The 26,187-nt window shown below is 57.3% G+C and carries 13 protein-coding genes; 11 read left to right on the forward strand and 2 right to left on the reverse strand.

Features of this window, described 5'->3' with window-relative positions; translation table 11 throughout:
- Nucleotides 1-4: 4 nt before the first annotated feature.
- Nucleotides 5-3,121, reverse strand: a complete 3,117-nt coding sequence (locus Fuma_RS26470; RefSeq protein ID WP_145944390.1) for a beta strand repeat-containing protein — start codon at nt 3,119-3,121, stop codon at nt 5-7.
- A gap of 392 nt (nt 3,122-3,513) precedes the next feature.
- Complete coding sequence (locus tag Fuma_RS26475; protein WP_077026770.1) at nt 3,514-7,773, reverse strand: DUF7133 domain-containing protein; 4,260 nt, start codon at nt 7,771-7,773, stop codon at nt 3,514-3,516.
- 503 nt (nt 7,774-8,276) lie between these two features.
- On the opposite strand from Fuma_RS26475, the gene Fuma_RS26480 reads away from it, so the two are divergent.
- The 11 genes from Fuma_RS26480 (at nt 8,277) to Fuma_RS26530 (ending at nt 26,157) form a co-directional block, all read left to right on the forward strand.
- A complete protein-coding gene (locus Fuma_RS26480) occupies nt 8,277-9,098 on the forward strand; it encodes an L-fucose dehydrogenase (RefSeq protein ID WP_077026771.1) in 822 nt (273 codons plus the stop codon).
- Complete coding sequence (locus Fuma_RS26485) at nt 9,095-9,487, forward strand: CoA-binding protein (protein ID WP_077026772.1); 393 nt, start codon at nt 9,095-9,097, stop codon at nt 9,485-9,487. The genes Fuma_RS26480 and Fuma_RS26485 overlap by 4 nt, the downstream gene beginning before the upstream one ends.
- A gap of 8 nt (nt 9,488-9,495) precedes the next feature.
- Nucleotides 9,496-9,906: an acyl-CoA thioester hydrolase YciA gene (gene yciA, locus Fuma_RS26490; protein ID WP_077026773.1), complete on the forward strand. Its 411-nt coding sequence runs from the start codon at nt 9,496-9,498 to the stop codon at nt 9,904-9,906.
- Nucleotides 9,907-10,418: 512 nt separating this feature from the next.
- A complete protein-coding gene (locus tag Fuma_RS26495) occupies nt 10,419-12,686 on the forward strand; it encodes a TolC family protein (protein WP_158521147.1) in 2,268 nt (755 codons plus the stop codon).
- Nucleotides 12,664-14,535 (forward strand): efflux RND transporter periplasmic adaptor subunit, encoded by a 1,872-nt coding sequence (locus Fuma_RS26500; protein WP_158521148.1) that lies wholly within the window; start codon nt 12,664-12,666, stop codon nt 14,533-14,535. Before Fuma_RS26495 ends, Fuma_RS26500 begins: the two co-directional genes overlap by 23 nt.
- Nucleotides 14,523-15,809: an ABC transporter permease gene (locus Fuma_RS26505; RefSeq protein WP_077026776.1), complete on the forward strand. Its 1,287-nt coding sequence runs from the start codon at nt 14,523-14,525 to the stop codon at nt 15,807-15,809. Before Fuma_RS26500 ends, Fuma_RS26505 begins: the two co-directional genes overlap by 13 nt.
- Nucleotides 15,810-16,595: 786 nt before the next feature.
- Entirely contained in the window at nt 16,596-17,828 is a 1,233-nt protein-coding gene (locus tag Fuma_RS26510; protein WP_077026777.1) for a hypothetical protein, read from the forward strand.
- Nucleotides 17,829-18,329: 501 nt separating this feature from the next.
- The gene (locus Fuma_RS26515) at nt 18,330-20,153 is read left to right on the forward strand and encodes an IS1634 family transposase (RefSeq protein ID WP_077026778.1); all 1,824 of its coding nucleotides are present in this window, start codon (nt 18,330-18,332) and stop codon (nt 20,151-20,153) included.
- Nucleotides 20,154-20,700: 547 nt separating this feature from the next.
- Nucleotides 20,701-22,851, forward strand: coding sequence for a peptidase domain-containing ABC transporter (locus Fuma_RS26520; protein ID WP_083732346.1), 2,151 nt, complete (start codon nt 20,701-20,703; stop codon nt 22,849-22,851).
- On the forward strand, nt 22,848-24,317 hold the full coding sequence (locus tag Fuma_RS26525) for an HlyD family secretion protein (RefSeq protein WP_218922307.1): 1,470 nt from the start codon (nt 22,848-22,850) through the stop codon (nt 24,315-24,317). The genes Fuma_RS26520 and Fuma_RS26525 overlap by 4 nt, the downstream gene beginning before the upstream one ends.
- Before the next feature lie 178 nt (nt 24,318-24,495).
- Nucleotides 24,496-26,157, forward strand: coding sequence for a TolC family protein (locus Fuma_RS26530; protein ID WP_083732347.1), 1,662 nt, complete (start codon nt 24,496-24,498; stop codon nt 26,155-26,157).
- The last annotated feature ends 30 nt before the right edge of the window (nt 26,158-26,187 follow it).

Below are 26,187 nucleotides of genomic sequence, written 5' to 3' on the forward strand. Positions count from 1 at the left end.
CAGGTTACAGCCCGATTGTCAGGCCCAGCCGACCGCCGCCGCTCACAAACTGATGACCGAAGTCCGTGTTAAGAGCCGCGTTGAACCACACGTTCTGAGTGATCCCCAACTGAAAGCCGGCTTCCACACTGCCGACGACCGCATCAACAGATCCACTCCGTTGAGCAATCGGAGTTGTGACTGATCGGTCCAGATCAAACCACTTCAGCCCCGCTCGGGCAAACGCGTTGCTGTTGTCGACGGGGCTGTAATTCAAGCCTGCCATTAGTCCCAGAGTTGTAATGTCGGCATCCGATCCCAGCACATTCATTCCAAGACTGTCGGTGAAGCCGCGGCCGTTGACGTTGCCATACGAAACAAAACTACGGAGATCCAGGAACGTGTCTTCCGCGACAGGCCTCAGGTAGCCGCCAGTGGCGACCAACGAATAACCCGTGTTGTCCTGATTGCCGGTCGACCCGTAAACGCGGTTTTCCAGATCACTGTCCGACCACGCCAGCGATCCCAGCAGCGAACCATAATAACCTTCTTCGACAGCGGCTCGCACATAAACTCCCAGCCCGTTGGCTACAGAATACGAGGAACCGTCCATCCAGCGATCGTTGGCCGCGTTTTCGAAGAAGAAGACGCCCATCGCGGTGCTGCCGCATTCGACATCCGCCGGATCGAACAGGTCCGTTTCAATGCCTGTCGCGAAGCCGACCGTTGATCCATGACCACCGGGCGAATAGCTGGTGCCCGCGCTGCCGCCCAGGACCCACGCATTTCGCATTCGCCCGTTGACGCAACGAGGGTTTCTGGAAATCAGTGTTTGAGCCGCGTCGTCGCTGATCCGTCCGACCACGCCGCCGCCCGATGGACCACCCAACATTCCAGCACCACCAACAATCGTGCCCAATCGGCCTACCGTTGAGTTTGCACCGCTCGGAGCAAAATCGCTGGCCCCCAGAGCTCCGCCCATAAACGGACCGAGTGACGCCGCTGACACATTCGGTCCCCACTGCAGATACAAGCCGCCGTTGCCGTCATCAACAAGGTAGTAGGCGACCGTCCCGCTGGTCGGATTCGCTGATCCAAATGTGAAGTACGAAGATTGCGCTGCTGGCACGGGCGTTGTCGGAGCGTCCAGATCCACACCGGTGTAAATCAGCGAAACAGAACCGGTTTCAGAAGCTGGCAGACCTCCCGTTGCCAGCACGTTGACTCGGGAAACCCCGGACGGCGTCGACGTGCCGTTAACCATAATCGTGTCGGCTGTGCCTAAACCGTCTGCGGAGTTGTCATAGCCCTCCCCGGAATTATTGGCACCCGACGCATCAAAGTTAAAGGTGAACTCACTTCCGCCAACGGTGCTGAAGTCGTTCACAATCACGTGATCGGTCGCACCAGAGCCGTATCCCATGTTGAAGTGACCGCCGCGTTCGTTGATGAACGTTTCCAGCCCATTAAAGTTAGTCCAGCCGTCGCGGAAGTCGATGCGGCCCGCATTGCTGATGAAGTCATTTGCACCGGTGAACGGCATCGTGCCGCTACTCGGCGTCCACACGCCACCAGCCAGATTATTCAACGTAAAAGAAGTTGAACCAGACGTGTCGATTCCGCCAATCAGGCTGCCCGAATTGTTCAGCACGGTGTCGCCCGCGTACGCGCGAAAGCCCAACGCCCCCGCGTCTCCGGCCGAACCCGTGTCGGCTCGGTTGGCGATCAGGCCTGAGTTATTCACCGTCGCCAGCCCGGTCGTGGTTTCCGTCGCAACGCCAAAATGGCCACCTCGAACGGTCGCGGCAGAACCGATATCAATCACGATGTCACCCGTCGTCGACGTGGCGTAGATTCCTGTGAAGCCCGAAGAAATCGCTCCCGTAGCACTAATCTGAGTGAACTGTTCAGAACCCATCGTCCGAATTCCATGCCGGACTGATGTGATGTCGGTTGCTCCCACAAAGATGGAACCATTGTTGGGTGCGTCAAAAAGCTGATCGACCAGAATGCCGGTTCCTCCGGAATTGATCGCTCCCAGTGCGGTGGCCTGCCCGATGCTGATGTCGCCCGTCGATTCCACAAACACGCCGTCCAGGTCGGACGTAATCGCGCCGATGCCGTCGATGTTTACCGTGCCAATGTCAGCGCGTGTCCAGACGCCATACCCCGTGCTGGTGATGGAATCGAAATCAGAAATCACGACGTTTCCACCCAATGGCAGAAAGCGAGTATCCGCGTCAATGCCGTTGCCGCCTGTCGCGTCCACGCTGCCCGTTCCGAAACCGTTGATCAGGATATTGCCGCTGGTGGACGTCGCGAAAATGCCGGATGCGTTGGTCGACCGCACGATGCCAGTGACGGTGATCGATGTATCGGTGGCTCGGCCGTGAGTACGAATTCCGAAGCCGTCGTTCGCGGTGATGTCAGTCGCGTTGATCGTGATCGGCCCATTATTGACCGCATCAAACAATTGATCGACTTCAATACCGACTGTTCCTGCGGTGATGGCGCCCAGCGGAGTGTTCGTGCCCAGATTGATGGTGCCGGATCCATTCACGAGGACACCGTGGGTGCCACCCTGAATCGAATTGAAGCCGTCCATGGTCACGGAGCCGATATCCGTTAACAACCATGCGGCCGAACCGCCGGTGGCGAACAGATTTCCGGTGCCGGAAAGGTTGACGTCGCCTCCGAGCGGCAGAAAGCGAGCGTCCAGCGTCACGCCATTCAACGCCGACGAGAGATCACCGTGAATCATTGCTGTGATGTTGCCGCTTCCCGATCGCACGTAGGCTCCGGTGCTGGTGGCACCGGAAACGGATCGATCCGCATCAATTGTCAGCAGCGTGTTCCCGCTCCCGCCCTCGCTGTTCACACGAATAGTGTCGCCTGCGGGACCAATCAGGTCGACGGTGTTCACCCGCACTTCAACGTCGTCTGTCGCGCCCGGATCGACCAGAATATTCGTTGGCGAATTGTCGGGCGCTGCAGCGCCGTTGATTCGTACATCGTTCGCGGCTGCATTAGCCGCCATCGCTGACGCCAGCATTCCGGCCGCCCAGAAGGGACGTTGTCGTGGAGTCCGTAGAACTTTTCGGATAGCAGCGAGTACTCTGGTGCATCCATGCCCATGTCGCATTGTCGTGGCCCTTGTATTTGGCGTCTGCAAATCGCCACAGGCGCGGTCGCCTCTACGCTGTGGAATCCTTTCGCACAATCAATTGCATCGACGCGGGGCAGGGTAGGTGAATTGCCCAGTGCGACCGAAAACCGGGTAATTCCCCGACCCGTTAGCCATTGCCAGTACATCCCCCAGGCCCCGCATGGCCTGAATAACCGGAACCTCAGGCGCAGCCGGTACGTCCGGAACAAGCACGTTCGCGACCATTCGTTCGGGGACACCCGGCCGACAAGACACCGGGCCGCCAAGACACAGGGCCGACAAGACACAGGGGCAGATCATGCTGACGTTTGAACACGCCCACGTCGGAGCAGTCGGATCACTCGTGCTTTGCCATGCCGCTTTCGCAGCTATTTGGGCACGACCTTCATCGAGTAGTGTGCCTCTGATGGCCAGAGCTTTTCAGATTCTGTCAGTAGGCCGCCGGCAGACACATCGTAGGCGTAGTTCGGTTTCAGTTCTTTGACTTTGATGCGAACCCGCTTGCCGTCGTCCAGCACTTCCACCGTCTCTGCGGTCAATGTGTGTCGCCCGGAATCGGGGGTCGCGTAGCTGCCGCCCCATTCTCGAGTGTAGCCCTGAATCGACCAGCTCGCAGCATTGGTCGCCGCCTTGGCATTTACCGGACGGAAGAATTCGACCTCGAAGCCGCTGGGCGTCGCCGTGAGTTCTCGGATACCGTTGGGGAGTCCTTCTGCTGACGGAACCAATCGAGTGATCCCACCCGTATTCTGGCCACCCTGCCAGCCACTGTCCCAGATGCTGCCGATGACGAGTTCGCCTTCAGGTGAAATTGCCGAACAGATCGGACCGATGAAGTTGCTGCCGCCGGCTTCCTGGTTTGGCAGACTGAACCGATAGCTGGCTCCCTGCAGAGTGCCGTCGACGTTTTGCACGGTGAACCGCATCAGAAATCGCGAATCGTATTCGCAGCCGATGCCGTGACCTCGCAGTTCCTTCACTGAAAAATCGTCCGGCAGAAACACGATGCTGTTCACGCTGCGTGTCCAAGGATGAGGCACCATCAACGACGCCGTTTCGTGAGTGATGTTGTCGGTCGGCTGGTGAGCAGACGGGACTCCGTAGTGCCTGCCGGGCAGGATGTGGTTGATTTCGTTGAAGGTGTTCTGCACGCCCTGGTTGTCCGTGGCAAACAGGTTGCCATGACTATCGAAGGCGAGACTCATGGGATACCGCATCGACATCCCGAGCGGCGTTACAATTCCTGACGGATCGATCTTGATGACTCCGCCGCGCCATCGATCCTGATTCTTCGGACGCTTCTTCTGCGAATAGTCGCTTCCCAGGCCGACGTACAGGTTGCCTTCATCATCACGAATCAGTCCGGATGTCCAGTCGTGATAATTGTCGTTGTAGCCCCAGCCACTCGCGACGACTTCGCGCAATTCCGCTCGACCATCGCCGTCGGTGTCACGCAACCGCAAAACTTCCGGCTTGTGCGACACGATGATTGAGCCGTCCGTGTCAGCAAGAATGCCAAACGGCACGGCCAGGCCTTCTTCAAACAGACTTGTCTGGTCGACCAGCCCGTCGCCGTCCGTGTCGGTGGCAATCCACACGTGCCCCTTCAGCGATGTGAACGCCATCCGGCCGTCCGGCAGCCACGTCATGGCCGTCGGCATAATAGAATTGTCCAGGGGCAGGCGTGTGCCGGTGAATCCGGGCGTTGAAGTAACCGACTCCGCATCTGCTTTCACAACCGGCGGTTGAATGGCGGCAATCACCTTCGGGACAGCAAGGTCCAGCATGGATGTCTGGGATGCCGATGTCTCCAGCGATAGTTCAGCATCCTGTTTCTTAGTCCATCGGCCTTCAAACTGCTGCGACGTCGGCAATCCTTTCGCGCGGGCGTCAGCGGTGAGGTCCGCCGGCGAAATCAGAACGAATCCAGGAGGCCCGTCCAGATACTCCACGCTGTGCTTCCAGCCGCTGCCATCGCCAGACTTCACCGATTGAAATCGGTGCCGAACCTTGACGGTCACCAGCGGTTGAGCGTCGTTGTTCCATGCTGGCTTCGTAAAGTGCGGGTCTGCGGACCCACTGTTCGCAGATGGTTTCGCACCTGCCTCCGGGTCGAAGTGGCTGCGGGTGATCAGTTCTACGCCGTCTGGCAGGTTGCTCATCGATACGAGTTCCGAGAACCGACTCTCGTCTTCGACGGATTGTAGTATTGAGCCATTCGCCGACTTCAGCCGCAATGTCGAACCGCTAATTGACGGTTGACTGACGACCGTGCCCGGCATGTCCCAATACCAGCTCTTACCTTCTGTGCGCTGGCGAGCGAACTCGCCGATGGTCCACAGTCGAAGCTGCATCGTATCCAGGTCGACCAGAATGTTGTGCCCATTGCCGAAGCCAATCGCCATGGCTCGCGCCACCGCGTCTCGGTTCTTGTCGATACCGATTGTGAAGACGTCACGAATGATTCGCGGAGCTCCGCCCGGTTCGACATTGACGACCTGTTCGAAGCGACTGGTGACTGTTGGTGGCGTAAAGCGGTCGTCGCTGAGGGCCTTCCACATCACACCGATCTGCTTTGGCAGTGAGCCGTCCAGCACGCTGGGAATCGCCTTCTTGATGGCTGGCATTTCGATCCCGGCGACAACGCGGATGGGGTTCTTCATCCACCGTTGAAAGAACCTCGGCCGCATGCGATTGCCCATCGTCATGATATCTGATCCGCGAGTTCCCAACGCCACGTTTCGCGGTTCAAATGGACCGGCTTTGTGACAGGCCACGCAGTTGAATCCGCCGGCTCCCGTGAGTTGGTTTCCAAGCAGCAGTTCCTCCGAACTGGCCTGCGACTTGCCGGACAGGTCCACAAAGGCCAGTACATCCTGGCGGGCGGAATCAGCTTCAGCAGGAATTCGATCCGTTGTGATCAGATGCTGCACAAGGGCCGCTCGGTCGGCATCGGAATGTGCAAACTTTGGCATTCGCACCAGCAGCCATGGCAGCCGTCGTTCTTTCTGTTCGCCGGCGACGGCTTGCTTCAGATAGTCATCGTTAAGTTTGTCGCCAACGGCAGTGAGTGACGGCGGCACCAATCCCTGAGACTGGCCCTTCAACCCCGGGTGAGCGTTCTGAAGTTTGTTGGCGATCGACGAAAGTCCACGCGACTGATCGCGATCATGGCACGCGATGCAGCCGTTTCGATTCAGCAGAAGCTTGCCAGTATCAGCCGCGCTGCGCTGGCCGTTTGAATGGCGAGACTTCACGTACGCGGCGATTGCGTCTGTGTCGGTCGGCGAATCGCCGACACGCTGTTCATTGGAGGCCGCTACGATGCTCATGAACGAGGGGACTCGCTTGCCTGGTCCACTCCGCAAATTCGGCATGTCGGCGGGGTTGATGCAGTCTCCGGATTCCTGTCCAAAGCTGTCACCAGCCAGCGGCGCGAAGGCTTTTGATTTGATGCCGGGAATACTGTGACACGCCGCGCAGTTGGCTTCGACGACGATTCGTTTTCCGTCAGCGATGCGTTCTTCCTCAGACAGCGAACTATTCGAATCGGTCCACGCGATCGCCTTCGCGTCTGTCTGCGTGAGCGCTGCCACCAGTTGTCGACGTTCGTCTTTGGTGAGATCGAACACCGGCATGCGGTGGTCGGCGTTGAGTGTCTCGGGGGCTCGCAGCCAGCGATCGAGCCACTCAGCGGGCCGGCGTGGAGCGACGTTGACAAGTTCCGGACCTGCGTAAGCTCCCGCCAGCGGTTGATCGGCCAATTTGGTGCCCGGCAACTGGTGACAGGCAACGCAGCCCAGCGATGTCAGCAGCTTCGAACCAGCGTCCGCGTCGTCGTCTTTGAACTTGATTTCTTTTTCGTCGTGCGGCTTCTTTGAAACGGACAACAGAAATTCGGCCACGCTTTCGGCTTCGGAAGGCGAAAGGTCAAAGCTGGGCATGTGGCTGTTGGCGACAACATTCTGAGGCCGCCACAAACGCTGAACCAGAGTTGCCTTGTCCTGACTTCCTTTCACGCGATCCAAAGCGGGGGCTTTCAATTCCGACAGGCCACTGTTTTCGCTGTTGGTCCCATTGTGATGGCACGCGGCGCAGCGATTGGCGTCCACCAGCAAATGCCCTCGCGCGGTGGCCGAAAGCTGCGGCGAAGGTTCGTCCTGGAACAGCACGTCGGCAGGCAACGGTTCCAGCGTGAATGCGTCTGATGACCAGTACACAGCCAGCCTCGATCTTGGCTTGTCTGATTCCGCCGGAGTGGAATACGTCACTCGGATTACATGGTCACCGGCACCCAGTTCAAACGATTCGCCCGACGCAAACCCCCACTGTTCGGACGTCTTCAGCACTTCGTTGTCATCGACGAAAACTGAAACGTCACCGGCGACGAAGACATGAAACGTGTGTTTGCCGGGTAGGCGAGCCAGCAGGTTTCCGGACCATTCGGCTGTGAACGGGCCCGTCGGTAGTCGTTCGTCGGGCGATGCGGCTCCCCAGTCGAAACTCAGTACGTTGTCGACTCGTTGGACAGACTGGTTGCCGGCACGATAGGTGGCCACCAGGCCGGGCGGAAATTCGTCGTCCTGAGCGCTCGTGGAAGCGCTGCAAGCGACAATGAGAAGCAGCATGCTGACAGGGCGATTGAAACGTGAAGAGAACGAGGGGGCCATGAAACGTCTCGAGCATTTGGGCAGGATTAAGGTGAGGTGAACGTATTGTTGGGCCATCCTCACAGAATGCAATCGACGTCGTCGTTGCGGCAACGACTTGTAGGTTGTTTCTGCCGGAAAGGGCTTATTGCAGCCGGATTGATACGAGTCGTTTAACCCGTAGCCGAAGGCGCAGGCGTTGCTGGGGGACGGCTGTGTCGCAGCGGAAGTGGAACACCCGCGGTAGCGGAAGACTCACGGACGCCGATCAGAGGACGCCTGCGCCTTCGGCTACGGGTTAAACGATCCAAATCGCTTATCGAACTATTGTCGCAGCGGCAGGGTTTTAGGTCGCCGTTGGCGAAGTGCCGCCCGGCGGTCGGCACCTACCAGGCGGCACGAATTGCCACCGCTGTCGGTACGATCTACGATGCGTTTTACTTTCACGGGCTCGCGGTAACTCAAACGCAAAGACATTCAGCATGGATCTGAAGCTAAAGGATAAGGTGGCTCTCGTTACAGGCGGGTCGAAGGGGATTGGACTGGGAATTGTCCGTTCGCTGATCACCGAAGGCGTCAAGGTGGCCAACGTCAATCGCAGCGAAGCCGAAGGAATCGCTCTGCAAAACGAATATGCGGCAAACGGTCAGGAGTGTTTCTTCATCCAGGGTGACCTGACGGACATCGATGCGTGTCGAAATGCGGTTGAGCAGACTCAGCAGCGATTCGGTCGCATTGATCTGCTGATCAACAACGCGGGCGTCAACGATGGCGTTGGGCTGGAAGACGGACCGGACGCCTTTGTGCAATCGCTGCAGAAAAACTTAGTCCACTATTACGCGATGGTCCATTTCGCATTGGATGCGTTGAAGGTATCGCGAGGCTGCATCATCAATATTGGGTCGAAGGTTTGCGAAACGGGGCAGGGCGGCACGTCAGGTTACGCGGCATCCAAAGGCGGCATCAACGGGCTCACGCGAGAATGGGCGGTGGATTTGGCGCCGCATGGTGTGCGAGTCAACGCGGTGTTGCCGGCGGAAACGTGGACGCCATTGTATGAAAAGTGTCTGGCGGCCATGCCTAATCCGGAGGCTGCGAAGGCAGAGATCGAACGATTGGTTCCGCTCGGTCACCGATTCACCACGATTGAAGAACTGGCGGACATGGTCGTGTTTCTGGCGTCGCCACGGTCCAGTCATACCACCGGTCAAATCATTTTTGTGGACGGCGGGTACACTCATTTTGACCGCAAGTGTACGGTGACCAGCGATGTTTCATCTTTCGGCGCGGCGGGCAAGTCATGAGCAATATCGACGCGTTTCTTGCCGCTGGTACGTTTGCCGTCGCCGGTGCATCAAACAATCGCAGCAAGTACGGCAACCTCGTTTTTCGCGCTCTGTTAAAGAGCGGTCGCGAAGTTTATCCCGTAAACCCTTCGGCCCGTAAGATCGAAGACCACACGGCCTTCGCGACGGTCGCCGACCTGCCAATTACTGCGGAAGCGTTGTCGATCATCACGCCGCCCGAAATCACTCGAACGATTGTTGACGATGCGATTCGTGTGGGCGTGCAGCACATCTGGATGCAACCGGGAGCAGAGGACGAGCAAGCCAGCGAGTCCGCTCGCGCCGCTGGCATCAACGTGATCGACGACGGAAGCTGTATTCTGGTTTTGCTGGCTCGCGAACGTTAAGGAATCCAATGCCCATTGACTCCACCGACCCCGTCGGTGACCTGGTTCTTCGCACGATGGCGATGCCGGCCGACACCAACGCCAACGGAGACATCTTCGGCGGCTGGATCATGTCGCAAATGGATATCGCGGGTGCGATTCTGGCGAAAGAGGTCGCTCAGGGACGCACCGTCACGGTTGCTGTTGATGGCATGAAGTTCTTACGGCCAGTGCAGGTGGGCGACGTGGTCAGCTGTTACGGAAAGATTGGCCGCATTGGCAATACGTCGATCACTCTGCACCTGGAAACATGGGTCAAGCCAGTGCTGCGGCAGATCGAATCGCCGGAGACGCGATTCAAAGTGACGGAAGCAAACTTCACGTTTGTGGCGGTGGACGAAAACGGAAAGAAACGGCCCGTGCCACAGAGCGCGACATAAACGCGACGATCAAGGCAGGTGGTCGCGGCCATCGTACGCCTATGCCTTTGCCGTGACCACTTGCCAGCCGGCATGAGCGTAACCCGAACGCTTGTACGCTGTCGCTTCCGCCCCTGACGTTGCCTCGCATGACGTCGAAAATCCGTCTTTCTCTCGGATTCCGCAGACAAGATGGCGGCTGAGTCGGCTCTGGTTAATGCTCCACTTGTCGCTGCACGGCGTATCGCATGGAGCCGATCGTAGTAGACGTACCGTTTCCAACGCCTGTGGTGAGGGTGCATTTTGACTTTCCCGTACGCAACTGTCTCACGGTGGGCCAGACGTGTGGCTCGGTCGATAGTCAAAAACGGAACAATGGAACTTAACTGCAACATCGGCACTTTTGGCCGAAACGGATAGTACGTTGTATGCAGCATAACTGCTCCTCATCCCAACCGGCCAAACTGCGAGCTGTGATAACCGCAGCGTTGCTGTTGGTGTGCGCGGTTGGGTGCAGTCGAACGAAGTATCGGTTGCAGGCAGATTGTGATGCGGAGCAACTGGTGGCCGAACGCACTGAGCCGATCTTCTTTCTGCCGGACCGCAGCGTGCAGGCTGCCGCTCATTCACGCATGGCCGACTTCTCTGATCCGGACTGCGGTCCACTGCCGCCTGATGATCCGGCAGCAGCTCGCTTTATGGATTGTCCGTACAAGGCGAAGGGCTCACGCGTCTGGCACGAACGCGGTCAGTTGGCAGATATTGAATTTGAGCACTGGCGGAGTTTTCTGCCTCAGGACGACGAAGGCGTTGTTCCCCTGAATCGGCAGACAGCGATGGAACTCGCGCTGCTGCACAGTCGTGACTACCAAACTCAGGTCGAGGGTGTGTATCTGCAGGCATTACCGGTGTCGCTGCAACGCTTTCAATTTGACGCTCAGTGGACGGGTGGTGCCGGGCTGGCATTCTTACAGCGAGGCGGACATACGGCTGGTTCGACGCGGACGCTGTCGCTGACGGATGGTCTTGGTGTGAGCAAACGGTTTGCGACGGGCGGTCAGTTGCTTGCCGATTTTTCGAATGCGATGACCTGGGAATATAACGGCGGTGTGAGTTCCGCCGCGTCGGTGTTGTCGTTCCAGTTTCTGCAACCACTGATGCGGCGAGCGTTCCGCGAAGTGCAGTTGGAACCACTCACGCAGGCAGAACGCAATCTCCTGTACTCCGTGCGAGACTTCGCTCGTTTCCGCCGCACGTTCTTTGTGAGTACGGTCGGAACAAACGGTTATCTGGGTCTGCTGGCGGTGGCTCAGGCCATTCGCAACGAAGAAGCAAACCTGGAAAGCCTGCGCCGCAATCTGGAAGAACACATTGCGTTGTACGAAACCAATCAGGCGTCGCAGTTTCAGGTTGACCAGGTCTATCAGGAATACGCTCAGGGGCGTTTGAGTCTGATGCGGGCTCAGGCCACCTACAACACTGAGTTGGACCGTTATAAATTGCAGTTGGGCTTGCCGTCGACTCTTCACGTGAAACTCAACAGCGAAGAACTAAAGCAGTTTGAACTGAACGACCCGCGTCTGGAGAAGCTGACCGACAGGAACGACGCCACGCGAATTGGACTATTGCAGTTTTCGGAAGACGAGCTGCCTTCAATGTCCGAATTGCGGCCGTTCTACGCCGAGTGCGAAGCGATGCTGGACCTGATTCCTGAACTGACTTCGGAAGTAAAATCAGAACTGGAAACGTGGACGGCTCGGTTGAAGGCGGATACCGAAAGAACGTCCGGTGACCCCGATGACGAAGCAAGTGTAGAGCGACAGCGCGAGTTGGAGCTGGCTGAACGCCTTACGAAAGTGATCAGTGAGATTCTGGCAGAATTCCCGGCGGACGTAGAACAACTGGAAACCGCTCGAACGGCGATCGACGCAGATAAGCCTCTGCTCGCATGGGAAGCGTTGAATCTGCTGTGTGGCGACCAACTGCGTGAACGTCTGGATAGTCTTTTTGTGGTGCAGACTCAGGTGCGTGTGTACCTGATTCAAACGAAGCCCGTCGAAATTTCCGAAGACACGGCAATCTGGCTGGCGGAAAATAACCGGCTGGATTTAAAGAATCAGCAGGGCCGCGTAGTGGATGCTTATCGTCGCACGGAAGTGGCGGCGGACCTGCTGGAAGCGGATCTGGATCTGGTTCTGGGAGCGGACCTCGGTACCGATCCTGGCCGAATCAATCCGCTGCGATTCGATTCATCGGCCAGCACACTGCGAGCCGGTTTGCAGTTTGACGGGCCGCTGAACCGCATGGCGGAACGCAATGACTATCGAGCGAGCCAGATCGAATACCAGCGGGCTCGTCGGAACTATATGGCGGCTCGCGACAGTATTTTGTTCGACGTACGTAAGATTCTGCGTAACCTTAACCTGAATCGGTTCAGCTTTGAGATCAGTCGGCAGCAGTTGATCACGGCCGCCCGGCAGGTCGAGCAGGCTCAGATTGACCTCAGGAACGCGGAGCAATCCGATTCCAACCTCACTCGCAATCTGTTGCAGGCATTGCAGTCACTGTTGCAGGCTCGAAACAGTCTGATCGCAAGCTGGGTCAGCTACGAAACATCACGAATGCAGTTGCACCAGGCATTGGGAATTCTGCAGGTCGACGATTCCGGATCATGGATCAATGATGGACAAACCTTCGACAACTTCCTCGACATCAACGACGCGCCCCTCGGCTTCGAACGCGAGCTCGACCCCGGCCTTGACGGCGACGCCTCCGGCGATGAGGAAGTCCCCGTTCTTTAAAAACCTGTTGCTGCTGGTTGCCGTGTGCGGTTTGATCGGTGGGCCAATCTGGTATGCGGTCAACGCTGCGCAGGAAGACGGCGATGTGGATTCGCTGAAGTGGACCGCTGAAGAAACGGACCTGCGGATCACTGTGACCGAACGCGGCACGCTGGAAAGCCAGAAGACCGTTAACGGGGTTTGTGAGGTCGAAGGCTACGACAACAAGATTATCTTCATCGTCGAAGAAGGTTCGACGGTGAAGAAAGGTGACGTCGTCGTGCGGTTTGATTCGTCGCAGATCGACAAGGAAATCGCAGAAGAAAAGCTGGAAGTGCAGCAGGCCAAGGGAACCGTCGCCACAAAGCTTCAGGAAGTGGCGCTGGAGAAGACCAAGGGAGAGAGTGAAATTGCCGCTGCCGAGCTGGCTTTGGAGCTGGCCGATCTGGATCTGGAAAAATATCGCGACGGCGACTATCTGGTCGAACTAAACGACCTGCAGGGCAAGATCGCTTTGGCCAGAGTGGAACTGGAAAAGGCAACCGAGGCTCTGGAAAACACAAAGGTGCTCGTGAAGAAAGGCTTTCGTGAGCCGGAGCAAATTCGTACGGCACTACAAACCGTGGAGAGTACGAAGTTTAGTCTAGAGCGTGATGAGCGGACTCTGGACGTCTTGAAGAAGTACGACTACAAGCGGAAGCTGACGGAATTCAAAGCGAACGCGATTGAAGCCAAACGCAAGCTGAATCGAGAGATCGCCAACGCAGACGCGAACAACAAGAAAGCCGAGAACGAATACAAGAGCGCGCAGGCAGAACTGAAGCTGCAGGAAGAAGACCTTGCCGAGGCCGAATTGCAGAAGGCTCGCTGCGAAATCAAAGCGGCTCAAACCGGCGTCGTCGCCTATGCGAACGAAGACTGGTGGTCAGAGTCGCGCCGCATTCGCGAAGGTGGCACCGTCTACGAACGCCAGGTTGTCTTTTTCATTCCCGACATGTCGCTGATGCAGTTGGAGGTCAAGGTTCACGAATCCGAAGTGAAACGCATCGCGACGGGGCAGAAGGCCATCATTCGCGTTGATGCGTTCGCGAACCAGACATTTACGGGGACCGTTAAGAGCGTGGCTCAGCTAAGTAAATCAGACCGCTTCTTCGGCGGCGGCGTCAAAGAATATCCGACGGTTATTGTGCTGGATGAAACTCCTTCGGTGCCGCTGCGGCCCGGCATGACGGCGGAGGTCGAAATTCTGGTGGACAACCTCAGCGACGTTGTGGCTGTTCCGGTGCAGGCAATTGCTGAACACCGTCGCAAGCGTTTCGTGTATGTGCTGAACGACGAAGGCGTGGAACGTCGTGAAGTGGAGATTGGGCAAACCAACAACCGCCTGATCGAAGTGACGACCGGCCTAAAGGCGAGTGAAGTGGTCGTGCTGGACGCTCGATCCCGCGCGGCGGAAGAGTTCGCGGATGATGAAGGCATGGAGGACAGTGAAGAGTTGTTGAAGCTGGAACAAGAAGCCGAGTCAGCGGCAGACAAGAAGCCCGAAGATGATGAAGCCGATGCGACAGACGACGAGTCGGCCGAAGAAAAGACACCGGACGAGAGTGAACCCGCCGTCGAGAAAGTAGACAGCGCAGTCGACGCGGCAGACGATGGCCCGTCCGCCAGCGAAGTGTCTCCGGCCGAAGAAGCCACAGGCGACGTTGACAGCAACACTAAAGCCGAAGGGGAAGAGGCGGTCGAGGGTCCACAGGCTTCCATTCTTAAGCAGCAGATCGGTGTTGCGGAGATCGCCAAAGTTTCTGCGATTGACTTGAACGGCAGGATATCCGGCGCCTTCCACGATGGGATTTTGTCATGCGTCGCTTGATGCTGATTATCCCGCTGACTCGGACGGCCATTCGCAGTCTGATGCTGCATAAGCTGCGTTCGTTTCTCACGATGCTCGGCCTCGTTTTCGGCGTCGCCTCTGTGATCGTGATGCTGGCGATCGCGGAAGGAGCCAGCTTTGAAGCTCAACAGCAAATTGAATCGCTGGGCGTGCGCAACATCATTGTTCGCAGCAAGAAGCCGATTGAAGACACGGAATCCGGCAATTCAGGATCCGAATTCGTTTTGGCCTATGGTCTGACGTGGGACGATCTTGATCGCATCAACGCGACCATCAAAGTCGCGACTGGCGCGACGCCATTGCGAGAGTTCCGGAAGGAAATTCGACACCTGAACCGCAGCCTGGAAGGCCGAGTCGTCGGCGCCACGGCCGACTACCTTGAACTCACGTCGTCAAAGCTGCAGAGCGGTCGGTTTCTGCAACCCGTCGATGTGTCCAGTTATCAGAATGTGTGCGTGATCGGATCGGAACTGGCAGACAAGCTGTTTCCCTATGAAAACCCACTGCAGAAAACCGTCCGCATTGGAGCCAACCACTTCTATCGGATCGTTGGCGTCACAGAATACCGATCACCGACCGGCGGAGCGGGCTCAAGCTTAAGTGCCGAAGACTACAACCGCGATGTGTACATTCCTGTGACGACTGATCGTGCTCGCTTCGGGGAAATGATCGTCTACGAAACGTCGGGCTCGCAGTCGTTCGAACGAATTGAACTCAGCCAGATCACCGTTCAAATCGATGACCGTAAGAATGTGCAGAAGGCCGCCACCGCGATCGAGGATCTGCTGGCCGCCTTCCACACCAAGCAGGACTTCTCCGTCATTATCCCACTCGAACTGCTTAAACAGGCGGAGCAGACGCAGCGAATTTTCAGCCTGTTGCTGGGTTCGACCGCCGGCATTTCGTTGCTGGTGGGCGGCATCGGAATTATGAACATCATGCTGGCCACGGTGACGGAACGTACTCGCGAAATCGGCATCCGCCGAGCCCTCGGTGCGAAACGAGGTGACATCATATCGCAGTTCCTGATCGAAACGGCATTGCTCTCGCTGGCCGGAGCAATGCTGGGGGCGGTTCTTGGACTGGCCGTCCCGTCGGCGGTCAGTTGGATGACCGGTCGAGTCACCATCATCACCCCCTTCGCGCCGCTATTGGCTGTTGGCGTGGCCTTCCTCGTCGGCACCAGTTTCGGTGTCTATCCCGCTCGCCGAGCTGCCATGCTGCACCCAATCGAAGCCTTGCGGAACGAGTAATTGGCGGCGAAGCCAGCGGCTCGTTTAACCCGTAGCCGAAGGCGCAGGCGTCCGCTGATCGCCGTCGGTGGGTGTTCCGCTACCGTGAGTGTTCCCCGCTGCGACACATCCGTCCCCAGCAACGGCTGCGCCTTCGGCTACGGGTTAAACGACTCATGTCACTCCGGCTGTAACAAACTCAACATCCTGAGCCGAAAGCCGTTCGCCGCAAGCGACCCGAAATCATGCCGCCGTGACAACAGTTTCGATTCGCGATTTACTGAGCCAACGTCCATTGCAGGCCACCGCACTTATCACCGTGGGAAATCAACGCATCTTAGCGGCGAAGCCAGCAGATCGTTTAACCCGTAGCCGAAGGCGCAGGCGTCCGCTGATCGGCGCCCGTGAGTGTTCCGCTACCGTGACTGTTGCGCCTCTGCTGCGACACAGCCGTCCCCAGCAACGCCTGCGCCTCCGGCTGCGGGTTAAACGACTGGTATGAATCCTGCTGTAATAAACTCGACATCCTGAGTCGAAAATCCTTCGCCGCAAGCGACCTAAGACCGCCTGGAACTCACCGATTCAACAGCGGCGGAAAGCGGCGATGACTTAATCTGGCGTTGGCCAGCGGTTGATTAGTTCACAGGGTTTTGAGTTGGTGATCGCCAGGCTTCCAAAGCCGTCCTCCGAATTTCTTGCGTCAACAGCGAGCCAGGCTCGCAGATTCATCGACACTTCTGCACGGGGGCAGGGTTGATTCACACATGTCGCCTGCGTGTGAAGTTGTGAAATCGCTGGAGAAGTACGATGCGAAGAAGCCGTTTGCTGTCTGTTTGTGCGGTCGCCTTGCCTGTTCTTGGCCTCTGCTGCACTTCTGTTTTGTTGGCCGCTGACGGTGAGCCACAATTGGGTCGGCCAGCAGATCGCGGAAGAAACGCGGAGAGGTCAGGAGGTCATGGACCGCAGGTTGTCACGATCGAAGTTGAAATTCTGGTCAGTGGCTCAAACGGCAACGACAGCACTCCGCAGTTAGCCGACCACTTTCGGTTGACGACGCTTCAAAACAGTCGAGCGATGGCGCAGCTTGGGCGACAGACACCGGTGGTGGTGGGGCAGCAGGTGTTTGGCGGTCGCGGTACACCGGTGCGAACGCAGACGGAGCAGAAGTCGACCGGAACAGTCGTTCAAGTCGAACCTCAAATCACCGGCGCCGGGATTGTCGTGGAGTTGACTATAGAAAAGTCATGGCTGGAATATCCCCAGGCGGAATCGCGTGACGTAGAAGCTCGTCCGCCAATTGATTTACCGACCACCTACTCAGCGCAGCTAAAGACAACGTTGCTGATTGAGGACGGGAAGGCGGAGACAATTTCTGCGAAGGTCTCAGGCGGAAATGACGCGCGGGAAGCTGTTATTCACGTGAGTGCCTCTACGCGAAACGGTGGTCGTCGCAGTGCCGATTCATCGGCGAGCCGCCAACCGCCCGGCCGTGATCGTTCGCGTTCTTCCTTTCCTGGCCGTAACCCCGAAGCTGAAAACCGTGGCCGTGATTCCTTCAGGCCTGGTCCACCCGGCCGATCGCAGGACCGAAGCCGCTTTCCACAGCGACCAAATGCGGACCATGATGACAGACACGCAGGCAACTTGGGTGATCACAGCGATGTGAAAGACCGGGTGACGATTATCGCGACGCGGATTTTCGAGAAGCTGGACAAGAACAACGATGGCGAATTACAGGGGGCGGAGCGAACGTCTATGGGGCCGATGCTTCACGCACTTGGTTTCGACGAAGCAGATGAGGTCACGATTCGGTCGCTGACTGAAAAACTGCGCAACCGAGCAGGCGCGTCCGGGCCGCCGTCGCGACAGCCAGGGCCTGGCCAACGTGGTCGCGGTCGCACTGACCACGGCAATCGACCGACAGAAGACGGCCCCGATAGACCGCACGCTGATGAGTCGAACACAGACGATTCGGACTCCGGTGATGAGGACGGTGAAGCTGAGGAGAGCGATACGACGGACGATGCGGATTCGCCGTAGAACGGCCCGACAGTAGGTCCTGCTTGCCGAGCAGGATTTTTGGCTCAGAATGTCGAATAAATTACAGCCGGATTGATACGAGTCGTTTAACCCGTAGCCGGAGGCGCAGGCGTTGCTGATCGGCATCCGTGAGTGTTCCGCTTCCGCTGCGATACAGCCGTCCCCAGCAACGCCTGCGCCTCCGGCTACGGGTTAAACGATCCACTGGCTTCGCCGCCAAAGATGCGGAGCCAGGTTGACGAAGCTGACGTGCGACCCAACATTCGGGTGCTTTCCTGAACCTTCCTGGCAACACTTGGGCTGCTGACGCTGGCAAGCTTTTGCCGTCGAAGACAGTTAGCCCAACTTCCCCAGCAGCGGCACAAAATGTGGTTGCAGAGAATTTATTCGGCGTGTTTTTGTTATCGAAGTTTCAAAAGTCCAGCGTTTGAAATCTGAAACACGATGTAGTGACGACCTCTGATCTGGCCGGTCAGAGATCGATCGGTAGCATTTGCGATCATGTTCATTCGCCAATGCCATCGAATCAAAAACGGTCGTCGCCACGCCTACTGGGCGCTGGTCGAATCGTATCGCTCGGCCAGTGGGCCGCGGCAGCGGGTGGTCGCGTGGCTGGGGAAGCTTGACGAAGCCGGTCGACTGGGCGTCCATCAGGCGGCGGAAGTTTTGGCCGGTAGCGATGAGGTTGCACCCGGTGTCACCGCTGATCAGTCACAACCGCTCAGTCGACAGATGCGATTCGAGTTCGATGATGATGCGTCTGCCGTGACTCCGCGATGGGTCGAAGTCAACGCCGCCGGAGTTCGTGTGGAAAACCTGCGACAGTTCGGCGGGCCGTGGATGGCTCTGCACCTGATTCGCACGCTGCAACTGGATACGTTCCTGAGCAACGCGATCCCTGAAGGTCGTGAACTGGTCGGCTGGGATGTGAGTTCGCTGATTCTGATCATTGCGCGGCTGCTCGAACCTGCCAGCGAACTCTTCACCGCCGAACAATGGTATCCGAAAACGGCACTGCGGGATCTGCTCGGCGTGAGCGAAGAACGTGTGAACGATAATCGGCTGTACCGCACACTCGATCAGCTGCTGCCGCACAAGGACGCATTGGAAACGCATCTGAAGAATCGCCTTGGCCATCTGTTCGATCTCGAATACGACCTGCTGATGTATGACGTCACCAGCACTTACTTCGAAGGTCAGGCCGAACGCAATCCGCTGGCTCAGCGTGGCTATTCGCGCGATAACCGCAGCGACTGCAAGCAGGTCTGCATCGGGCTGGTGGTGTCTCGATGCGGAATGCCGCTGGGATACAAGGTGTTTGCCGGCAATACGGCCGACGTTACTACCGTGGAACACATCGTCGAAACGATGGAAGCACGCTACGGGAAAAGCGATCGCATCTGGGTCATGGATCGCGGCATGGTGTCGGAAGACAACATCGAATTCCTGCGCGAAGGCGGTCGACGCTACATCGTCGGCACTCCCAAATCGATGCTGAAGAAGTTTGAACACGAGCTGCTGAAGGAAGACTGGACCAGCATTCGCGATGGCCTGGAAGTCAAGGTCGTGCCGTGGCCCGGCAGCGACGATCCGGATGAATCGGAAGACTGCAACACATCGCCGGAGACATTCATCCTGTGTCGCAGTCGCGATCGATCAAAGAAGGAAGAAGCGATCACACAGCGCTTCGAAAAGAAGATCGAAGAGTCGCTCATCCGCATGACGGCGCGGTGCGATAAACAGAAACGCGACCCGATGAAGGTCGAACGTGAGATCGGCCGGCTGCTCGGAAAGAACACTCGAGCGGCAAAGCTCTTCGACGTGAAAGTCACGAAGACAGATGACGGGGCCGCACGCATCGAATGGTCAAAGATCGAAGCTACGCGTGACTGGGCGACTCTGAGTTCCGGATGCTATCTGCTGCGAACGAATGTCAGCGACTGGTCCGACGAAGAACTTTGGAAGGCGTACATCCAACTGACCGAAGCGGAAGCCGCGTTCCGAATCCACAAAAGCGATCTTTCGATCCGCCCGATCTGGCATCAGAAGGAGGACCGTGTTCTGGCACACATCTTCGTGTGTTTTCTGGCGTATGTGTTGTGGAAGACGCTCGGCCAGCTGTGCAGCAAAGCAGGGCTGGGCGACGAACCGCGCCGTGTGCTTGCGGAGCTGTCGGAGATCCGTTCGATGGACGTCGTCCTGCCCACTCGCACCGGCCCGGAGATCCGCACCCGCTGCGTGTCAAAGCCCTCCGACCATCAACAGATTCTTCTGGAAAAGCTGAGCCTCAAACTGCCGTCGAAAATATTCCAAAAGCAAATGTAGTGGAAACTTTTGACCGCTCACCGCACAAAACACTGCCTTCGTGACTCCAGTTGGGGAAGTTGGGTTAGCCGCGTAGAGTCCGCACAGTGGGCACCACAAAAGCTGTGCGTGGACCTCGCCGCGACTTCACGCAGGCAGCTTTCCATTTCTGAGCCCCGAGATTCTCTGCGAAACAGCGATATTGGGCTCGGGCGCATTTCCCTAAATGTAAGACAGGAAACCTGTTATGTCTGTTTCGCGTATTTCCGGCCAGAAAATTCAATTCCATTAATTACAATGGCGTAGAACAAGGCAAAATCGAGTGTTGCCCGTGAATTTGAGATCGTGACACAACTGGCGAGCAGTCATCGGCCGAGGGAAACTTAAAAAATGCCCCAATATTGCCCTCCCTGCATGGTGCGTGCGGCCAGCAGAAACGAGCCAGGCGATGATTTGGGGGTGTCAGATCAATGAGTTTCCCTTACTCCAGGCAGTGAGTCCATCACAAATGGAGCACATCGAAATATCGGCGACTTGCCGGCCCTGATTTCCAGAGACAATCGTAATTATGATTAACCGAATTCCTGACAGCGTGGCCGCGGGATCGTGGATCCTTGAGCAACTGACGCTGCAGCTGCCAGACGTGGAAATGGCCGCCGGACGGAGGGCATGGCACGAGGCACAATCGGCATGGCCGGGCAACGAACAGCGTCTGTGGTGGAAATGGCTTGCTGAGGCAGCGTCCAGCATCGGAATCCAGACGAAGACGATCGATTGTTCCGTTGCCGAAGCCGTCGCTTTGGTCCGCAATGGTGCTCGAATTGTCACCTGCCAGCAAACGGCCGATGGCAATGGTGAGTGGCTGAGCGCGCGGCTGATCAGTTCACACCGCGTCGAATTACAAAGAACCGACAACGTCGGCAGTACCCGGATAATTCGCCTAAGCCGCGTTCGCAAGGCGCTGCGACAATTCGAGCAGGACGGTCGAGTTCGCTGTGTTGTGATCCGTGGCGACCTGTCTTCAGACGTGCAGCAGACGCGTAAGCTGGAACCGTTCGCGCGGTTGCAGGCTTTGTTGAAGCCCGAATGGTCAGACATCTGGATTGTGATGACCTTCGCGTTTGTTGTCGGTTTGTTGACACTGGCAACTCCGATCGCTGTTGAGGCGCTGGTTAACACGGTGGCCTTTGGGCGATTTGTGCAGCCAATTTTTGTGCTCGCCCTGATCTTGCTGACGTTCCTGTCGTTTGCGGCGGCTATGCGAGCTCTACAGACTTACGTGGTGGAACTCATACAGCGACGGCTGTTCGCGCGGGTGGCCGGTGACCTGGCGTTTCGGCTTCCGCGAGCTCAACAGGAAGCAACCGACGGGATCTATCTACCGGAACTTACCAATCGCTTTTTCGACATTGTGACCGTTCAAAAGGTGGCCGCGTCGTTACTGTTGGATGGCATCGGCCTGATCCTGAGTGCGATTATCGGGATGGCTGTCCTGGCGTTTTATCATCCGTGGCTGTTGGGCTTCGATGTCGTGATGATGGCACTGATTGCCTTTATCATTTTTGTGCTGGGACGAGGGGCGGTAGCTAGCGCGATCAAGGAATCCAAGAACAAGTACAACATGGCATCGTGGCTGGAAGATATCGCCCGCTGCCCAACGACCTTTCGCACAGCCGGCGGCACTGATCTGGCTCTGGAACGTACCGACCGCATGGTGCACGAATATCTGGAAGCCAGACAAAAGCACTTCCGAATTCTGATGCGGCAGATTCTGTTTGCACTGGGACTGCAGGCTGTCGCGAGTACAGCGCTGCTGGGCATTGGCGGCTGGTTGGTGATCGATGGCCAGTTGACTCTTGGACAGCTGGTCGCTGCGGAGCTGATTGTGACAGTGATTGTGCGAGCCTTCGCTAAGATCGGCAAGCACATGGAAAGTTTCTACGACCTGCTGGCTTCTGTGGACAAACTGGGGTCGCTGTTTGATTTGCCGACCGAGAAGCACGACGGGATCCTGGAAATGCGTGCGTCAGGGCCGGCAATGCTGAATGTCGACGCAGTGGAACTCAAACGCGCTGCCGACCGAAAGCACCTGCACGCCGCCATTTCCTTCAACGCACCGCCTGGAACTTCTGTGGCATTGCTCGGCACCAGCGGCAGCGGCAAGAGCACGATGATGGATCTGATTTATGGCTTGCGAGCACCGACGGCAGGTCATGTCACGATTGACGGTTACGACCCACTGGATCTTCGGTCCGATGTCCTGCGTGGCAACGTTTCTCTTGTGAGACGAGCTGAGATCTTTCACGGGAGTCTGGAAGAAAACGTTCATCTGCACCGAGCCACAGTGACGTCCGCCGATGTCCGCGCGGCTTTGGAACAGGTCGGGCTATACGAGCAGGTGTTGACGTTCCCGGACGGCTTCGACACCAAACTAAACGGCGACGGTGTGCCTTTGTCGGGGACTCAGGTGGACATGCTGTGTCTGGCTCGAGCCATCGCTGGTAAGCCGCGTTTGCTATTGGTGGACGGTTTACTGGATTCGCTGTCTGACGATGAACTGGAAGCCGCCGTTCGTAGTCTATCGCATCCTGATCACCCGTGGACGCTGGTGATTGGCACCGGGCGCAGGTCAATTTCTGATCGGTGTGATCAAGTCATTGACCTACGCTCCAATGAACGCACTGGGCAGCAGCTGGAAACTGAAGGGATGTCCTCATGAAGAATCGCGAAGACACAATATACAACGATCAAATGTTCTCCGGCCGTATGCTCGGTCCGTCGGCCTACAGCGAGGCGCTGTTGCCATCGCTGCGACTGGCTCGCTCGTCGCGGTTCGCTCGACGGATTGGCAAGATCCTGTTGTTGTCGTTGGTTATTGGGTTCATCTTCGTCACCATCGCGCCCTGGCAGCAATCTGTGACAGGCAGCGGCAATGTGATTGCCTTCGCACCGCGAGAACGCCAGCAGACAATCGAAGTCCCAATCAAAGGGCGTGTGGTGAGATGGGGGGACAACGTTTTTGAGAATGCTCATGTCAAAAAAGGAGACCTCATCGCCGAGATCCAGGACGTCGACCCGAACCTGATGGGACGACTGGAAGACCAGGTCGCTGCGACAAAAGCTCAGTTCGAAGCCACCAAAACGTTGCTGGCGGCCAGTGAACGCAACCGAGATGCTGCAGAAAAAATTGTGCTGTCTCAGCAGTCGCTGCTGCAGACTTATCAGTCGGCCAAAGAGCAGATCGTTGCTTCGGCCGATGCCGCGATTGCGGGGGCAAAAAATAAGGTCGAAGCGGAACGCAAGCAGTTAGAAGAAGTTGCAGCCGCGTTAACGCAGATCGAAGCGGACTTCGAACGTCAAAAGCAATTGTTTGAAGAGAAGATCGTTGCTGAGGTGAAGTTTCAGCTTGCCGAACGAAAGTACCTGGAAGCGAAGGCCAAAGTTGCGAAGGCGGAAGCCTACGTCGAATCCGCTCAGAACGATCTGATCGGAAAAGAACGCGATCGCGACGCTAAAGAACAGAAGGCTCAGGGCGACATCGATTACGCCACGTCATTGCTGGACAAGGCGAAAGGCGATGTCGCGAAGTCGGAAAGCGAAGTGGCCAAGGCTACGTCGGAAATGAACAAAGCGAAAAAAGCCTTGTCCGAAATGGACACCAAGATGGCCCGACAGCAGAGCCAGACGATTCTTGCGCCGTTCGACGGGTTCCTGACCTCCATCAGCGCGAATCAAGGGAGTCAGATCTTAAAGGAAGGTGACACGCTGTGCGTGATCGTTCCGGATACAAAAGACCGAGCCGTTCAGGTGTGGCTCGACGGCAACGACGCTCCACTGGTGAAGCCCAACAGTCATGTTCGGCTTCAGTTTGAGGGTTGGCCGGCCGTGCAGTTTGCCGGATGGCCATCTGTTGCCGTGGGAACGTTCGGCGGAAAGGTCGTTTCCGTGGATGCGACCGACGACGGCCAGGGTAAGTTTCGCGTTCTTGTTCGCCCCGACGACGATCGCCATGGCTGGCCCGATGAGCGGTATTTGCGACAAGGTGTGAGAGCCAACGCGTGGGTGTTGCTGGAACAAGTGCCGCTGTGGTACGAAGTTTGGCGAAACATGAACGGCTTTCCACCGGTCCTGACTGACAGCGGTGACGGCAAAGACAAGCCGAAGAAGCCGAAACTGCCGAAGTAGAAGCCGTGCCGAGTTCTCTGTAATCGGCAGAAGCCGCACAGGCGGTGAAAGTGGCGGGCCATCCGCGTTCTCCTGCCTTGGGCGCGGTCAGGCCTGAAGCAGATTTGTGCTGTGAGTCGATCCCTACTCTGGATCATGTCTGTCGCATTGTGCAGCAGGCACCCATGGATGGGGGGAGATGATTAGAGCAATGGTCGGCCGAGTCTATATTCTCCTGCTCCTACTGCAAATCGGCTGCACGGCGTCTCAGCAAGCTCGGATTACGTCCGATAGCCTTCCGTCAAGCATCAACGATGCCGTGGTGGAATTGGATGACCAGGCCGTTTCGCCCGCAGAGGCGTCTGAAGAACCCGTGCACGACAAAACCGTGCTCGCGTCTGAGGAGACGCATACCGAGACGGCGGAAACTCCGGACTCGTTGTTGGTGTCTTTCCAGTCGGCATCCGATGAGTCTACCGCCGCTTTGCCCGTTGAGCCCGAATTGAATCCCGCTGTGTCGCTCGACGCAGTGATAGATTCTGTTCATCTGTCTTACCCGTTGGTGCGGGCAGCTTATCAGGAACGCCAGATCGCCAACGGAAACCAGCTTTCCGCATGGGGTGCGTTCGACACGAAGCTGAAGGCAGCCAGCGAGAACGGGCCGCTGGGGTATTACGAAACGTATCGCAACAGCGCCGGATTTTCGACGCCGATTTATGGGGGCGGTGAGTTCTTCGGAGGCTATCGCAACGGTGGCGGCGATTTTCAGCCGTGGTACAAAGAACGCGAAACCAACGACGGCGGCGAATTCAAGGGCGGGGTGCGAGTGCCGTTGATCCGAGATCGGGACATTGATGCTCGCCGAGCTGAAGTCTGGCGTTCCACGTACGACCAACAAATTGCCGATCCCGTTATTCGCGCGAGTCTGGTTCAGTTCACTCGTGAGGCTGGCTTGGCGTATTGGAAATGGGTCGCCGCCGGGCACAAGTACCGACTTGGGCGGCGATGGGTAGAGCTGGCGAAAGACCGCAACGATCGCATTCAAATTCGCGTTGACCGGGGCGATCTGGATCCGCCGGAGTTGATCGACAACCAAAGAGCGATTGCCAAACGCGAAGCAAAGCTGGCCGCCGCGCTGCTCGATTTCCAGCAGGCCTCTGCCAAGCTTTCGCTGTTTTTGAGAGACGCCAATGGCAGGCCCATCGTGCTGTCCGATGCTGCGTTGCCCGAGTTCCCAGCGTTGCGCGATCTCACTTTGGCACAGCTTGATGCCGATATTAACCGGGCTCAACAAAGCCGTCCGGAACTGTTGACCCTGGAACTGCAATTGCAGCGACTGCGCGTCGATTACTCAGAGGCTTGTAATCTGACTTTACCCGGGCTGGACGCTCAACTTTCGGGTTCGCAGGATGTGGGCGAGCCGACCAGCAAGACACGTGATAAATCGGAGTTTGAATTGGAAGCTGCGTTGTTCTTTGACGTGCCGCTGCAGCGTCGAAAAGGTCGCGGCAAGATGGCGGCCGTTCAGGCAAAGATGTCGCAGGTGGCTGCGAAGCGGCAAATGGTTCAGGACAAAGTGGCTGCTGAGATGCAATCGGTTTACGCCGGATTGATCCAGTCTCGTGACGAAGTGTTGAAGGCACGTGAGGCGGTGCGGCTCGCAACACGCATGGCCGAAATCGAACTGCGAAAATTCGAAGTCGGCCAAAGCGATTTACTGAAAGTGGCGCTGCGAGAACAATACGCACTTGAAGCCGCGGAAGAAGAAATCTCAGCCACGTACAACCACTTCTCGGCGTTCAGTGACTACGCTGCCGTGCTTGCCGTGGACCGACCAGTCCTGCACCTGTTGCCGGAATGACAACTGGCGAATGCGATGGAGTGACGTCAT

Source organism: Fuerstiella marisgermanici, assembly GCF_001983935.1.
Classification (GTDB): domain Bacteria; phylum Planctomycetota; class Planctomycetia; order Planctomycetales; family Planctomycetaceae; genus Fuerstiella; species Fuerstiella marisgermanici.

Coding starts and splice junctions, on each gene's coding strand:
- Fuma_RS26520 (WP_083732346.1), top strand. CDS start 20,701: ATGATTAACCGAATTCCTGACAGCGTGGCCGCGGGATCGTGGATCCTT.
- Fuma_RS26525 (WP_218922307.1), top strand. CDS start 22,848: ATGAAGAATCGCGAAGACACAATATACAACGATCAAATGTTCTCCGGC.
- Fuma_RS26485 (WP_077026772.1), top strand. CDS start 9,095: ATGAGCAATATCGACGCGTTTCTTGCCGCTGGTACGTTTGCCGTCGCC.
- Fuma_RS26470 (WP_145944390.1), bottom strand. CDS start 3,121: ATGCGACATGGGCATGGATGCACCAGAGTACTCGCTGCTATCCGAAAA.
- Fuma_RS26480 (WP_077026771.1), top strand. CDS start 8,277: ATGGATCTGAAGCTAAAGGATAAGGTGGCTCTCGTTACAGGCGGGTCG.
- yciA (WP_077026773.1), top strand. CDS start 9,496: ATGCCCATTGACTCCACCGACCCCGTCGGTGACCTGGTTCTTCGCACG.
- Fuma_RS26500 (WP_158521148.1), top strand. CDS start 12,664: ATGAGGAAGTCCCCGTTCTTTAAAAACCTGTTGCTGCTGGTTGCCGTG.
- Fuma_RS26515 (WP_077026778.1), top strand. CDS start 18,330: ATGTTCATTCGCCAATGCCATCGAATCAAAAACGGTCGTCGCCACGCC.
- Fuma_RS26475 (WP_077026770.1), bottom strand. CDS start 7,773: ATGCTGCTTCTCATTGTCGCTTGCAGCGCTTCCACGAGCGCTCAGGAC.
- Fuma_RS26505 (WP_077026776.1), top strand. CDS start 14,523: ATGCGTCGCTTGATGCTGATTATCCCGCTGACTCGGACGGCCATTCGC.
- Fuma_RS26530 (WP_083732347.1), top strand. CDS start 24,496: ATGATTAGAGCAATGGTCGGCCGAGTCTATATTCTCCTGCTCCTACTG.
- Fuma_RS26510 (WP_077026777.1), top strand. CDS start 16,596: ATGCGAAGAAGCCGTTTGCTGTCTGTTTGTGCGGTCGCCTTGCCTGTT.